Origin of the sequence: Polynucleobacter rarus (genome assembly GCF_003072505.1) — a bacterium.
Taxonomy (GTDB): domain Bacteria; phylum Pseudomonadota; class Gammaproteobacteria; order Burkholderiales; family Burkholderiaceae; genus Polynucleobacter; species Polynucleobacter rarus.
The window spans coordinates 3096855-3109957 of the sequence record NZ_NTGB01000001.1 but is presented as its reverse complement, the minus strand read 5'-3'; the positions used below and the strand labels follow the sequence as shown (position 1 = coordinate 3109957).

14 protein-coding genes are annotated in these 13103 nt (G+C 39.7%); 3 read left to right on the top strand and 11 right to left on the bottom strand.

All coding sequences use genetic code 11. From position 1 onward, the window contains the following. Positions 1–11 precede the first annotated feature (11 nt). From AOC35_RS15210 to AOC35_RS15200, 3 genes are read right to left on the bottom strand one after another with little or no spacing between them, the layout of a single operon-like run. On the bottom strand, positions 12–1205 hold the full coding sequence (locus tag AOC35_RS15210; protein ID WP_108648587.1) for a branched-chain amino acid ABC transporter substrate-binding protein: 1194 nt from the start codon (positions 1203–1205) through the stop codon (positions 12–14). A 47-nt stretch (positions 1206–1252) separates the two neighbouring features. Further along, positions 1253–2200, bottom strand: a complete 948-nt coding sequence (gene ispH, locus AOC35_RS15205; protein ID WP_108648585.1) for a 4-hydroxy-3-methylbut-2-enyl diphosphate reductase — start codon at positions 2198–2200, stop codon at positions 1253–1255. Between the two features lie 6 nt (positions 2201–2206). After that, positions 2207–2653, bottom strand: coding sequence for an FKBP-type peptidyl-prolyl cis-trans isomerase (locus tag AOC35_RS15200; protein WP_108648583.1), 447 nt, complete (start codon positions 2651–2653; stop codon positions 2207–2209). A gap of 60 nt (positions 2654–2713) precedes the next feature. Here AOC35_RS15200 and radC point away from each other — a divergent pair, with 60 nt between their 5' ends. From radC to rpmG, 3 genes are all read left to right on the top strand, one after another. Continuing rightward, on the top strand, positions 2714–3373 hold the full coding sequence (gene radC / locus AOC35_RS15195; protein WP_108648581.1) for a RadC family protein: 660 nt from the start codon (positions 2714–2716) through the stop codon (positions 3371–3373). Between the two features lie 85 nt (positions 3374–3458). Beyond that, positions 3459–3692 carry a 50S ribosomal protein L28 gene (gene rpmB, locus AOC35_RS15190; RefSeq protein WP_108648579.1) on the top strand — a complete coding sequence of 78 codons (234 nt, stop codon included), beginning with the start codon at positions 3459–3461 and terminating at the stop codon, positions 3690–3692. Between the two features lie 12 nt (positions 3693–3704). Then, complete coding sequence (gene rpmG / locus AOC35_RS15185; RefSeq protein ID WP_084282762.1) at positions 3705–3872, top strand: 50S ribosomal protein L33; 168 nt, start codon at positions 3705–3707, stop codon at positions 3870–3872. Between the two features lie 45 nt (positions 3873–3917). On the opposite strand, the gene AOC35_RS15180 is transcribed toward rpmG, so the two are convergent. The 8 genes from AOC35_RS15180 to purN form a co-directional block, all read right to left on the bottom strand. Next, a complete protein-coding gene (locus tag AOC35_RS15180) occupies positions 3918–5573 on the bottom strand; it encodes an amidohydrolase (RefSeq protein ID WP_108648577.1) in 1656 nt (551 codons plus the stop codon). Then, complete coding sequence (locus AOC35_RS15175) at positions 5574–5960, bottom strand: carboxypeptidase regulatory-like domain-containing protein (RefSeq protein ID WP_108648575.1); 387 nt, start codon at positions 5958–5960, stop codon at positions 5574–5576. A 385-nt stretch (positions 5961–6345) separates the two neighbouring features. Further along, positions 6346–6849, bottom strand: a complete 504-nt coding sequence (locus AOC35_RS15165; protein ID WP_108648571.1) for a hypothetical protein — start codon at positions 6847–6849, stop codon at positions 6346–6348. Between the two features lie 12 nt (positions 6850–6861). Beyond that, entirely contained in the window at positions 6862–7188 is a 327-nt protein-coding gene (locus tag AOC35_RS15160) for a c-type cytochrome (RefSeq protein ID WP_108648569.1), read from the bottom strand. Positions 7189–7208: 20 nt separating this feature from the next. Then, the gene (locus AOC35_RS15155) at positions 7209–9371 is read right to left on the bottom strand and encodes a carboxypeptidase-like regulatory domain-containing protein (RefSeq protein ID WP_108648567.1); all 2163 of its coding nucleotides are present in this window, start codon (positions 9369–9371) and stop codon (positions 7209–7211) included. Positions 9372–9667: 296 nt separating this feature from the next. Next, positions 9668–10888, bottom strand: a complete 1221-nt coding sequence (locus AOC35_RS15150) for a DesA family fatty acid desaturase (RefSeq protein WP_108648565.1) — start codon at positions 10886–10888, stop codon at positions 9668–9670. A gap of 40 nt (positions 10889–10928) precedes the next feature. Further along, positions 10929–12431: an RsmB/NOP family class I SAM-dependent RNA methyltransferase gene (locus tag AOC35_RS15145; protein WP_108648563.1), complete on the bottom strand. Its 1503-nt coding sequence runs from the start codon at positions 12429–12431 to the stop codon at positions 10929–10931. A gap of 39 nt (positions 12432–12470) precedes the next feature. Continuing rightward, on the bottom strand, positions 12471–13097 hold the full coding sequence (gene purN / locus AOC35_RS15140) for a phosphoribosylglycinamide formyltransferase (RefSeq protein ID WP_108648561.1): 627 nt from the start codon (positions 13095–13097) through the stop codon (positions 12471–12473). Between the last annotated feature and the right edge of the window lie 6 nt (positions 13098–13103).

Below are 13103 nucleotides of genomic sequence, written 5' to 3'. Positions count from 1 at the left end.
CGTTCCTTTGATTACTGCATGCGCATCACTTCTAAAGTAGAAATTTTATTATTTTTGTACTCATTTAAAGTAATCGCGCTATTTTTTAAATCACCCTTAGAGTCAAAGGAAACTTGACCAGAGATACCTTCATAGTTGGTATTAGGTAACTCTTTTAGAATGTCAGCGGCCATAGTTGAATTGGCTTTTTTCATTGCTTCTACAATGATCATCACTGCATCATAGGCCATCGGTGAGTAAATTTGCACTTCTACCCCAAAACGCTCTTTGTACTTTTTAAGAAATTCGCCGCCATCTTTGAGGCTTTCTTTTGGCACACCAACGGTTGAACAAATCACATTGCTTACTGCTTCTCCAGCAAGATCGTATAAGGTTGGACTACAGATACCATCACCACCTACAATTTTCGCCTTAATGCCAAGTTCTTTAGCTTGTTTCGCGAACAATCCTCCAGTTGCAGCCATGCCACCAAAAACAATCACATCAGGATTTTTGGCTTTAATATTTGTTAGGATTGCCTTAAAATCAGTAGCTTTATTATTAGTTGCCTCATGTAAAACAATATGGGCATCTTTTGCTTTTGCAGCCTTCTCAAATTCGTCAATTAAGCCTTTACCGTACTGAGTAGAATCATCGACAAGCGCAATTTTCTTACCATTTAATTTTTCAATAACGTACAAAGCTAAAGTTGGCCCCTGTTGCGCATCGGTACCAACTAAACGAAATACATTGTTGAAGTTTTGGTTCGTTAACTCCGGATTTGTTGAGGAAGGAGTAATCTGAGCAATACCGGCTTCGTTATAAATCTTTGAGGCAGGGATGGATACGCCTGAGTTTAAATGACCAACTACCGCAACGACTTTGCTATCAACTAATTTTTGTGCTATCTGAGTACCTTGTTTTGGATCCCCAGCATCATCCTCACCTAAAAGTTCCAACGTAACTTTTTTACCATTAATGGTTAAACCCTTTTGATTAATTTCTTCTACCGCAAGCCTTGCACCATTTTCATTATCTTTACCAAGGTAGGAATCACCGCCTGTTAAAGGCGCTCCATTACCAATTTTGACAATAACAGCATCTGAACCACCTGCGACACTTTTTGAATCATCTTTCTTGCCACAACTGACTAATAAACTCAACGCAAGCATGGTCATACAAAATTTCATACCATTTTTATTAACTATTGATTGATGCATCGTCATACATTTTCTCCTGTGAGATTCGGTCAAACATCTGATTTAAATTGATTTTAATTTGTTTTTAGCCCTTTAGGCAAAGCAAAAACAGTGCTTTCTTGAATACCGTCAAGTGGTCTTACGTGTTTTGGGCCGTATTCTTTAATTTTATCGATAATAGATTGAGCAAGTACTTCAGGTGCAGAAGCTCCGGCAGTTAACCCAACTCTTTTAATGCCCTCAAACCATTTAGGATCAACCTGTTCTGGGGCGTCGACCATGTAAGCAGGCACACCCATTTTTTCTGCAAGTTCTCGCAGTCTATTAGAGTTAGAACTGTTCGGACTACCTACTACGATGACTAACTCAACTAACGGTGCCATAAATTTCACTGCATCTTGCCGATTTTGAGTGGCGTAACAAATATCTTGTTTTTTCGGTTGCGATATCTGGGGATACTTTACCTTTAATGCATCAACAATATCTTTAGTCTCATCAAGCGAAAGTGTGGTTTGGGTTACATAAGCAATTTTTGTACCCTCTACATAATCAAGCTTTTGAACATCCATTAAATTTTCAATCAAGCAAATCCCATCAGGAATTTGCCCCATGGTTCCTTCCACTTCAGGATGGCCAGCATGCCCAATCATCACAATCTTAAAACCCTCTTGATGCATTTTTACCACTTCTACATGGACTTTAGTGACTAATGGACAAGTTGCATCAAAGATTTGGAAACCCAATCTTTTAGCTTCGCTTTTGATGGAAGGGGGAACACCATGAGCGCTAAAAACTAAAGTAGCGCCAGCCGGGACTTGCTTTAAATCATCAATAAAAATCGCACCTCTGGCCCGCAAATCTTCCACCACATATTTATTGTGAACGATTTCGTGTCTGACATAAATTGGCGCACCAAATTGTATGAGTGCCTCATTAACTATAGAAATTGCTCGATCAACCCCAGCGCAAAATCCTCGAGGTTGGGCTAAAAGTATTTCTGCTTCAGTATTGGCTGTAGTCATATTTTTTTACAAAATCGAAATAATTTTTACTTCAAAGGTAATGGTTTTTCCAGAGAGTGGGTGATTAAAATCAATCCAGGCTCCATCAGCATCAAATGACTGTAATATCCCCGCGTAAGTTGCGCCATTAGGTGCATTAAATTCCACCATATCCCCTATAGTATAAGTATCTTCTGGATCACTGTTGTCATTTAATGTTTTAGAAGATACATGTTGAATCAGATCAGGATTACGTAACCCAAAGCCAGCTTCAGGATCAAGGGAAAAGGTTTTATGCTCTCCGTCCTCTAAGCCAATCATGGCATTCTCAAGGGATGGGGCAAACTGCCCAGCCCCCATCAATAAGGTAGCTGGTTTATCGGTAAACGTATTGACAAGATCACCACCTTCGGGAAGGCCAATACGATAATGCAATGTCAAAAAAGAGTCAGTTTTTACAATAATTTTAGTCATCCCTCTATTGTAGCGAGGGCGCCACAGGAACGTAAACCTATTCATGCATGGCCCACAAATATGCGCCCCAGAGAAAAGCTTCTTCTTAGCGGCGCGCAAAGTCTTTCAGACCCTGAGTTATTAGCCATTTTTTTGCGATGCGGTACCAAAAATAGAAATGTTATCGAACTTTCGAGTGATTTATTAGAGCAATGTGGCGGTATTCGCGCCTTACTTCAATGTCAACTCCAGGATTTATCCCGCTTTAAAGGCTTAGGCATTGCTAAATGGGCTCAACTACAAGCAATTTATGAATTAGTGAAGCGCTCAATTGATGAGGAATTAAAAAAAATAGTTGTTATGAATTCTCCGGCAATGGTCAGAGAATATCTACAAACATCAATTGGTCACTTACCACATGAAGTTTTTGGCGTCATGTTTTTAGATCACGCGGGAAAACTCATCGAATTTAAAATCTTATTCAGAGGAACCTTTGATCAGACGACAATTTATCCAAAGGAGGTAATGAAGGAAGCAATTCAACTCAACGCTGCAGCCTTGATCATTAGTCATAACCACCCTGCAGGGCAGGCCCATCCTAGTCAAGCGGACATTGATCTAACCAATCAACTCTACCAAATCATGCAATTGATTGATATTATTTTGCTAGATCACTGCATCGTTTCGCCAAACGGATATTTTTCTTTCTTAGATGCTGGATTACTAAATTCTGCAAATTAAAGAAATTTTACTAATCTACTTGGCAATCTGATAAATAAAATGATACAATTCTCTTCTTTAGTTCAGAACAATGAGGGAGAGTGTCATGGCTCGAGTATGCCAAGTCACCGGGAAAAAGCCAATGGTTGGCAATAATGTTTCCCATGCAAACAATAAAACTAAACGCCGTTTTTTGCCTAACTTGCAAAATCGTCGTTTTTGGGTCGAATCCGAAAACCGTTGGGTAAGCTTACGCTTAACTAATGCTGGACTTCGTTTAATTGACAAAAACGGCATTGATTCAGTATTAGCTGATGTTCGTGCTCGTGGCGAAATATAATCGAGGATTATCATGGCTAAAGGTGGACGCGAAAAAATCAAATTAGAATCGACTGCAGGTACTGGTCATTTCTATACGACAACAAAAAACAAAAGAACTACTCCTGAAAAAATGGAGATTATGAAATTTGATCCTAAAGTACGTAAACACGTTGCTTACAAGGAAACAAAGATTAAGTAATTTTGTTTTACCTATAAAGAAAACCGCATTTTTCAATGCGGTTTTTTATTTGGTGTATACCACCTTGCCCCCCACCATGGTTAATTCTGCTTGAGTTTGATGAATTTGTTCAGTTGGGATGGTGAAAATGTTTTGATTGAGGATGGCTAAATCTGCATATTTACCCACCGATAATTCCCCACGGATGCTAGCATCCGGTAAAAATTGAGCGCTTCCTTTAGTGAATAAATTGAGGGCTTCAAAGGCAGTTAGTAGTTGTGAACTTTGCCGACCATCACGACCATCAATACTTTTGCCAGTGATGAGCCACTCCATCGCAACAAATGGATTAAAGTCCATCACTCGATGAGCATCTGTCCCTAAACCTACCGATAAGTTTAAAGTGATTGCTTGTCGCAAGCGTGGTGATGCTTTTAAAGAATCTTCCCCATATTTTGCTTCAAAATTTTTTGCTTGAAAATATAAAGCATTTTGTGCCAACCATCCCAGATGGTTTGTTTTCATTCTCTTTAAAGTGTTTTCGTCTATGTTATTGATGTGCGCAATAGACCAACGCAGGTCTTCAATAGAATATTTCAATTGGACTTTGTCAATGACGTCTAATAGGCGTGAGATTGATTCATTATTATTCCAATGTAATGTAACGGTAATTTTTTCTTTTGCCGCCCACTCCAGTACCTTTTGTAATGCTTGTTGATCAGACACAGAGGGAGATTCATTGTTATACATTCCCCAAGTTACATTTTCACCAATGCCATTCCACATGAGCATGGCATCGTTTTTTGGAATGACGCGAATGATTTTTTTAAAGTCCGCTAATTCCGTCCCTCTCTTTGGTGCTGAAAGGCTATAAGCAACCCTAATTGAAAGTTCTTTTTGGGACTGTAGTTTCCACAAAGGGGAATATGATTCGAGGGGGAAGTTATAACCACCAGGATCATAAACTCCTGTTACGCCTAAGCGGTTTAATTCCTTAAAAAACAATTTCGTACTTTCGTACTGTGTATTCAAGCTTGTTTTAGGTAAGTAATCAAATAAATCGCTAATGGTTCGCGCATTCCCATTTAGCCAACCGGTGGGTTCTCCTGATTTATCAAGTTCAACCTCCAGGCGGGATAACAACTCTGCATTCGCAGAAGCCGCAAGAGTTTGTAATCCATTTGGCGAAACCAATACCGAAGAGTACAGTTTTTGAATATAAAGTGGATGGCTGCCTGCTGCTTTGAGTAACTGATCCCGAGTTGGAATAATGCCATCTTGAAATTGTTCAGGCACCCATCCACCAGCAATAATGATCCAAGTTCCAGAAGGCTTTTGCTGAGAGGCGATACGAATGCGTTCTAGCCCCCGCTCAACTGTTTTGAAACCATTCCAACTAACTTCACTTTTGAAACTTAATCCGGCCCTGATTGCATGAATATGAGAATCAATTAAACCTGGAATGACTAACTTGCCCTCTGCATTAATTTTCCTAGTTTTTGGGCCAACATAGTTTTGAATTTGATCAACGGAGCCAACCGCAAGAATCTTTTGATCTTTAATTGCCAGCGCACTTACAAAGGTCTCATTATTTTGCAATATTTGAGCATTAAAGATAATGGTATCTGCGTGAGCTGCGATAGATTGAGATAAGACGTTTTGATCAATGCCGATTGACAATAAGCCTATTAGCCAAAAATAGCAAAGGGCTCTCTTACGCATTTACTCTTTTTGCATGATGCAATCAGTTTCAACTAGCTTATTGGTTTTTTGTGTTCGACGGACCAATTTAATCTGTTTATATCCGGCTCTTTCGCATGAAATTACAACAGATTCTATTTTGACATTCAAGCTGATATGCGTTCTATAAACCCCTAAAATATTAGAAACCACTTTTACACTATTAGTTGGGCTCTCTTTAAGGGTAACTGTTGCTTTGGGAAGATGGGAGCCCCGCTCATCGCGCACGAACCCAAAAAATGCTGGGCCATTTACCGAAGTATCGTCAGGGTATCCATCTTCAAGGCCACCTGCTTGAGTTAATTGCACAAAACTCATTAAGCTTAATGTCAAAAAGCAAAGTAATTTTTTTGTGGTGAGTTTTTGCATCGAATATTTCCTCAAATCTATCGCCAGTAAAACTTTAATGAATAGATCATAACCGGTATCAAGGCAACAGGTACTATCCAAGATATTGAAGAAGGTATTCTTTGAACTATTGATATCGGAGCTACTTTACTCAGAAATGAAAGAGTCATTGCAACGATGAATGAAGTAAGTAGCCAGCCATACCAATACATAGCTGGACCATCGTCCGGGGTAGATGGAGTCCACCCTAAATTTACAAGATGAGTTGCCGGGTAGTAACTAAAAATAGGGGCTTTATAGATATCTGCTATTACATAACTAACTGAAAAGCTCACAGAAAAAATAGTTGCAAAAGTCTTAGCCCTTAAGATAGATTCCTCTGCAGCAGATATCGAATCCTTATAATTCATGCGCCGTATCCTCTAACATTATTAACAATATGGCCAATCAAAAAAGCGTACCAACACACAAACGTCAAAAATAATGTGGTGTATTTTCTTAAATTAGCCAAGTCAGCTTGTTGATAATGCTTCCAAGCAAAGTTGTAGATAGGTAGCATTGCTAGGCCGAAAACTACAAGGTGCTCTTTTAATTCGAAAATACCCAAGGTTTTAAAATACTCTTGCTGCTCCATGGGAATCTTGATACTTATCCGATACTCGGTATAAATCCATCCGCCAAATACAAAGCTAATGACCCATAAAAGACAGATAGCCTTCGTATATTTTGCTGCAGCAACGCCGCGAAAATCTTCAAAAAAAGAAATTGCCGGAGCGGTCTTAACTGGACGCATCACAGCCATCAATTGATGCGTTAACGCGCCCAGAAGTGCTACGGATAGTAGCCCATGAATGATTAAAAGAAGTGTCCAAAAGGCATTAATTGAAAAAACATCTGATGTCCAATTCATTCAGAAAAACCTTTAATTCGCTGGAGCACCTTTTAAAATCCAAGCAACAATGGTATTTAGATGAGCATCAGTCGCTTCAGGATGAGCTGGCATCGGGATCTTACCCCATGAACCAGCGCCACCGTTACGAACTTTATTCACTAAAGTTTTCTGGGCATCAGCTTGACCTTGATACTTTTCAGCAATCGATTTAAATGCAGGACCCACCAATTTTTGCGACGCATTATGACAAATCAAGCAACCATTTGAGCCAGCCAGAGCTGCTGGTGATGGTTCATCGGCAGCAATTGCTGAAGTCCAAATACCGGCTAAAGAGATGAGAATGAGTAATTTTTTCATAGTTAAATATTCAATAAAAATTAATTAGCTAAAGGATTTGGACGAATTTGAACTTTAAATATTTTCGGTGGTAATTCTTTGCCGCCGTCGCCACTATGGAAATTGTTACGTGTTCCAGAAGTAGTCCAAACTGCACGACCTTTCCAACCACCATTGATATCATCAATTCGACCATCCACGTTCTTGGTAAAGAAACCTAATGGATATGGAATTCTGAGAGTAACTAACTTTCCATTCACAACCGCAATGAGGGCTTCGCCACCACTCGATGATGCAATCGGTACATCTTTACCAAGTCCAAGTGTGTTGTGTAAATCAACCCAAATATAGTAGGCGCCATCGGCACTTCCTTTAGGATCTTTAACGTTTTTAAATTGAGGGCCAGGCAAGCGATACAGCGTCCAACCTTCTGGACAATGTTTACCCTCTGCAGTAGTAGGCCCGTTTAATGGTCCTTTACATTTATTACGATCAAAACTTGCAATTTGTCCACTCGCGAGAACTGTCCAAGCTACTCCTTTAGAGTCAACATCCACACCTCTAGAACCAAAGGTGCCTTCTGGAGATTGATAGATTTCAGCAAGAGAAGTGTTGCTAGGATCCGATCCAGGCACTAAACGAATTAAATAACCAGGTTGATTTATTCTAGAGAAGCCCACATCCATTGACTGTCCCCAAATTGAATCATCTGCTGGGCTTGGTTGCATACCGTAGAACGCAGCCATCACACGCTTATCTTTAGTTGGATCTAAAGCTTGATTCGCTTCAACATACTCATCGCGCTTGCCATTACCATTGGTATCAATAATCAGCGGTGTCCATCCTTGCGATTTTTGCTCATCTTTAGTTTCTAAATACATTTTTGTATTTAACCAACCTACGACACCAGAGGCAGGAGAACCGGCGCTTGTCCACAAAGTATCATTTTTATCTCTTGCGAAATACACGTGATGCGTTGTAAAGCAGGTGTTAATCATGCTCCATTCTTTTGTTTTGGTGTCATACATTGTTAACTGACGAGCAGACTCGTTCAGTGGAACAACCTTAGCAGAGGGATGATCAGATCCTTTTTTACAAAAATCAGGATTACTACTTGGTCTAATTTTTGCAGCAAACCACAAGTTCTCTTTTTGATCCCAAATTAAATTATGAATACTTGTATGTCCATCCCAAATTTTCTCGTCACCCCAGTAGGCAGACTCTGCCTTAGGTAATTCTAGTGAAGAAGTATTTTTTGGATCAAGATAAGGCATCTTAATTTGACTGACCACATTTGTTTTAGGATCTAGCGTAGGGACTAAATCAGTACTTTCTTCGGGTGATCCGTAAATCAAACCATTTGCATTTAGAGTCGGATTACGTTTATCAGTAGAAATAGCGTCATGGAGATAGTATTTAGCTTCTGACCAGTTCCAAGAGGTATAAACAGCATTTCTTTCGATACCCTGGGGTCTAGATGGTTTTGCGAAGGGGACTTCTCCTTTAGCAATACGATCAGTCCAATCGGCCAAAATCGATAGCGTTCTTTCTGGTCCCATTCTACCTAAACCTAGTGCCATGTTCGCCATCGCTTGACCTGCTTGAGTACGATAAGCCCATGCTAACTCAGAGTCGCCGTTAGCTTTTTTGGTGAATAATTCAGGAACTTCCCGAACTCCTCTAACACCAAACGCATGGCATGACTGACATGAGTTTTTGAGTGTATCAACCCAGTAGTATTGTTTTTGCATTACTTCAGGGATACCGTTACCTTTATCTCCTGTGCCAGGAAACTCACTGGCTTTAGGAACATTAATCATCGAATACCAATACATACCCGGATAATATTGTGCTGCAGCTTTTGCTGTAGGTGCCTGTACAGCTTTAATATTCACAAGCTGCCCAGGTTTAGCATTTTGTTTAACAGAGTCAATCAATCCATAACCTCGAGCCCAAACCTGATAATTACCACTCGGCAATTCAGGAAGCAAAAATCTACCTTTGTCGTCTGTAACAACAATTTTTGCAAATTTTGTTGGTAGATCATTGGTTTCGGCAATCACCCAAACCCCAGCTTCAGGACCATTAGCCCCACTGACCGTTCCACCAATATCAGCCGCACTAATTTTTACTTGCGCTGATGCGCTAAAAGAAAAAATGGCTAGCAAGCAAGTTATAAAAAAAGCTTTAGGATTCCACTTCATGATTGTCTCCGATTTTATTAATTTTTGTAAACTCTAGTTTACTATTCTAATCAATTCACTAGGGGAGTCATCTAGGTTTTTACCCTTATTACCTTTCTAATTGTCACTGTAATTGAACAGTTAATCATCCTCAAAAAGGAGGATTCCTAGAACTAGGTTATGGTTTTATTTTGAGAGTTCGTTGAGATCGTATTAGCAAGGATACTAATTTTTTTCACCTGTTAACGTAATGCGAACAGGTGAGATAGTTGTAAATACTAGTTTAATGAGTAAAAGATAGTTTAAATTAGACTAGTTTAGGCAATTGCTCTTAAACTCATTGAGAAATTTCTTAAATACTCAGATTTACTATGTTCTGCTTTTTTACACCAAGTGTGTAACTGCTCAACTAACTGCTCTTTGGAATGATGCGTTCTAGCCCAAAGTTGAACTAGTTCTCTGCGCATATGAACCAAAGTAGCAATATGCTCATTACTGATGATTAAGCTTTCTAAACGGCACTTTTCCAATGAAGTTAATTTTTCCTCATCCTTATAAAGCCATAAGTGATTATCAGAAAAATCTTTAGCTAATATTTTCACTCCCTCTACTTCTTCAGCAAAAGCTTTGCGAAGGGTTAATGTGTATCTTGCCATTACTTCATAACGATGATGGATGACCGAGGCGAGTAACTCCGCGTTCGGAATTTGCACTGCCTGGGTTTTAATTTTAGGAATACTCTTTTTAACTTTAGCTAAATTACATTTTTCTAAAATCCGAATATATAACCAGCCGATATCAAATTCATACCATTTGCTGGATAGTTTTGCGCTAGTAGCAAAAGTATGATGGTTATTGTGTAACTCTTCCCCACCAATCAAGATGCCAAATGGAACAATATTCCTTGAGGCATCCTCACAATCGTAGTTACGGTAACCAAAATAATGCCCGATGCCATTAATAATACCTGCAGCAGTTACGGGAATCCACATCATTTGAATTGCCCAAATAAGGCCGCCAAAAGCACCAAAAAGAATTAGGTCAATCACCATCATTAAAGCGACACCTTGCCACTGATATTTCGAGTAAACATTTTTCTCTACCCAATCATCAGGTGTACCGTGACCATACTTAGTAACAGTTTCTTGATTTTTACTTTCAATTTTGTATAAATCAGCTCCGCGCCAAAATACACAGTGCAGTCCTAATACTTGCGGACTATGAGGATCTTCTTCAGTTTCGCATTTAGCGTGGTGCTTACGATGAATAGCAGCCCACTCTTTGGTAACCATACCTGTAGTTAGCCATAACCAAAATCTAAAGAAATGAGCCGGAATCGGGTGAAGATCTAAAGAGCGATGGGCCTGGCAACGGTGCAAAAAGATTGTTACGCTCGCGATAGTGATATGAGTCACAATCATCAAGTAGGCAAACATTGACCAACCGGATGCATTTAATAAACCATTTGCTAACCAGTCTGAAACAACCTGTGCTGTTTCAGAAGCCAATTCAAAAAAATTAGAATTACTTAAAATCATGTTTATTTACCTTCAACCATTGATTGCTTAGAGAGAAATTTTACTCGTTATCTTGCTTTTCCTCATGGGGAGGAGTTTTTTCGCTGATTAATGCTGATTTTTTAGTCAGAATAGCAGCAAAAAAGCCATCAGTTTCATGCTTACTTGGCCATAACTGCCACCAAGAATTATCTGCAGATGCACCAACAGGCATATCGTCAATGACTGGGAAATCACCTCGCAAGACCTCTTTGGGGTCCAACAACTCAAAATGAGGGTGATTTTTCAAGAATTCATTCACGATTGTTTGATTTTCTTGTTCCAACAAACTACAAGTAGCATAAACAAGTCTACCGCCCACTTTTAATAGTTTTGCAGCTGAGCATAAGATCGAATATTGTTTCGCTTGCAGCTCAGAAACAGATTCTAAAGTCTGACGCCATTTCAGATCAGGATTACGACGTAATGTTCCTAATCCACTACATGGTGCATCAACCAAGACTCTGTCAATTTTTCCAGAGAGGCGTTTTACTTTTGCATCATTTTCACTATCAATCCAAACTGGATGGACATTGGATAAACCGCTTTTTGCAACACGAGGTTTCAATCTAGCGAGTCTTCTTGCTGATATATCAAACGCATACAGTCTGCCCATTGATTTCATCAAGGCTCCCATGGCTAATGTTTTACCACCAGCGCCTGCACAAAAATCAACGACCATTTCACCACGTTTTGGGGCAAGTAGCATACTCAATAGTTGGCTACCTTCATCTTGTACCTCAAACATGCCATCTTTAAAGTTTTGTAAGTTTTGGAGTGCCGGTTTGCCTAGCATTCTAAAACCCAACTCTGAATAGGGTGTTGGCACGGATTGATAACGCCCACCAAGTTCATTCAGTTGAGCTAAAACATCTTCACGCTTTGCTTTTAGTGTGTTAATACGACAATCCAAGGAAGCTGGTTTTAAAAGCGCATCAGCAAGAAGTTTACGGGCTTTTGTACCTATTTGAGTTTCTAACTCTAACCACAACCACTCTGGTAAGTTAGCACTAACTTGCTCTGTAAGGCTATCCCTTGGGTAGCTTACAAATCGCTGTAACCATTCCACTTCACCAGGATGAGCCACAAAAGCCAGATCAGCTAAAGCACTCTCTAATCGATTCGCCGTTCCTAAACCACCTTCAGATAGGGACAACATCATTCCAAGGAGAGCTAATCGACGAAATAATGGACCATTACCACTTTGTGCATACTGCGCTAACTCTAATTTTCTTCTCAAAACTGCAAAAGTACTCTCAGCTATTAATGCACGATCTCGGTTACCTAATTGACTATTTTCTTTAAAGTACTTAGAAACCGTCATATCGGCTGGTGCATCAAACCGAAGAACATCTGGCAAAAGCCGAATTAAATGTTCTAAGTGAATTGGCAAGGCTTTTGCTTTTGCCATTGCTGGGTTGTAGGGTGTGGTTCTTTTTGGCGTAGAACTGCTATTGGTTTCACTAGAGGTATTTCTAGATGTAGATGCTCTATTTCTGGGATTGGGTTTATTTGCTTTAGTCATAACATTGTGATTGAACTCAATTTTGATGGGCGCATAGGCCTACGAAAAAAACTGAGATTGTGGTGGGATCACACTGACAATACCATCTTGCAGAAAAATTTGATCCTTTAAAAACCATTCAATTGCCTTAGGGTAGATTATATGTTCTATTGCCTGTACGCGGTCAGATAATGTGTCAAGATTGTCATAATTATGGACAGGAACAACACCCTGGGCCACTATTGGGCCAACATCTAGCTCTCGGGTCACAAAATGCACCGTTGCGCCGTGCCACTTGACCCCGGTTGTAAGGGCGGTTTGGTGGGTATTTAAGCCAGGAAAACTTGGTAATAAGGAAGGATGAATATTGATCAATTTACCAGCATAATAATCAACAAATTCGTGACTTAATATACGCATATACCCAGCCAATACCACTAGATCCGGTTGTTCAAGTTGAATTTGTGACAGCAAACACTGATCATAAGCATCGCGATTTATAAAATCTTGCTGATTTAGGACTGTGACAGGGACTCCAAAAGTCTCTGCAATCTCGATGCCAGGCGCATTAGGTCGATTACAAAATACACGAGTTATTTGGGCGTCCCAATGATGGTCACGCTGGGCTTCAAGAATAGCTTTAAGATTCGATCCCTTGCCTGAGATGAGTACGACAATATTTCTCAATTACCT

Coding starts and splice junctions, on each gene's coding strand:
- ispH (WP_108648585.1), bottom strand. CDS start 2,200: ATGACTACAGCCAATACTGAAGCAGAAATACTTTTAGCCCAACCTCGA.
- AOC35_RS15175 (WP_108648575.1), bottom strand. CDS start 5,960: ATGCAAAAACTCACCACAAAAAAATTACTTTGCTTTTTGACATTAAGC.
- AOC35_RS15165 (WP_108648571.1), bottom strand. CDS start 6,849: ATGAATTGGACATCAGATGTTTTTTCAATTAATGCCTTTTGGACACTT.
- AOC35_RS15210 (WP_108648587.1), bottom strand. CDS start 1,205: ATGACGATGCATCAATCAATAGTTAATAAAAATGGTATGAAATTTTGT.
- AOC35_RS15155 (WP_108648567.1), bottom strand. CDS start 9,371: ATGAAGTGGAATCCTAAAGCTTTTTTTATAACTTGCTTGCTAGCCATT.
- rpmB (WP_108648579.1), top strand. CDS start 3,459: ATGGCTCGAGTATGCCAAGTCACCGGGAAAAAGCCAATGGTTGGCAAT.
- AOC35_RS15150 (WP_108648565.1), bottom strand. CDS start 10,888: ATGATTTTAAGTAATTCTAATTTTTTTGAATTGGCTTCTGAAACAGCA.
- rpmG (WP_084282762.1), top strand. CDS start 3,705: ATGGCTAAAGGTGGACGCGAAAAAATCAAATTAGAATCGACTGCAGGT.
- AOC35_RS15145 (WP_108648563.1), bottom strand. CDS start 12,431: ATGACTAAAGCAAATAAACCCAATCCCAGAAATAGAGCATCTACATCT.
- radC (WP_108648581.1), top strand. CDS start 2,714: ATGCGCCCCAGAGAAAAGCTTCTTCTTAGCGGCGCGCAAAGTCTTTCA.
- AOC35_RS15180 (WP_108648577.1), bottom strand. CDS start 5,573: ATGCGTAAGAGAGCCCTTTGCTATTTTTGGCTAATAGGCTTATTGTCA.
- AOC35_RS15200 (WP_108648583.1), bottom strand. CDS start 2,653: ATGACTAAAATTATTGTAAAAACTGACTCTTTTTTGACATTGCATTAT.
- AOC35_RS15160 (WP_108648569.1), bottom strand. CDS start 7,188: ATGAAAAAATTACTCATTCTCATCTCTTTAGCCGGTATTTGGACTTCA.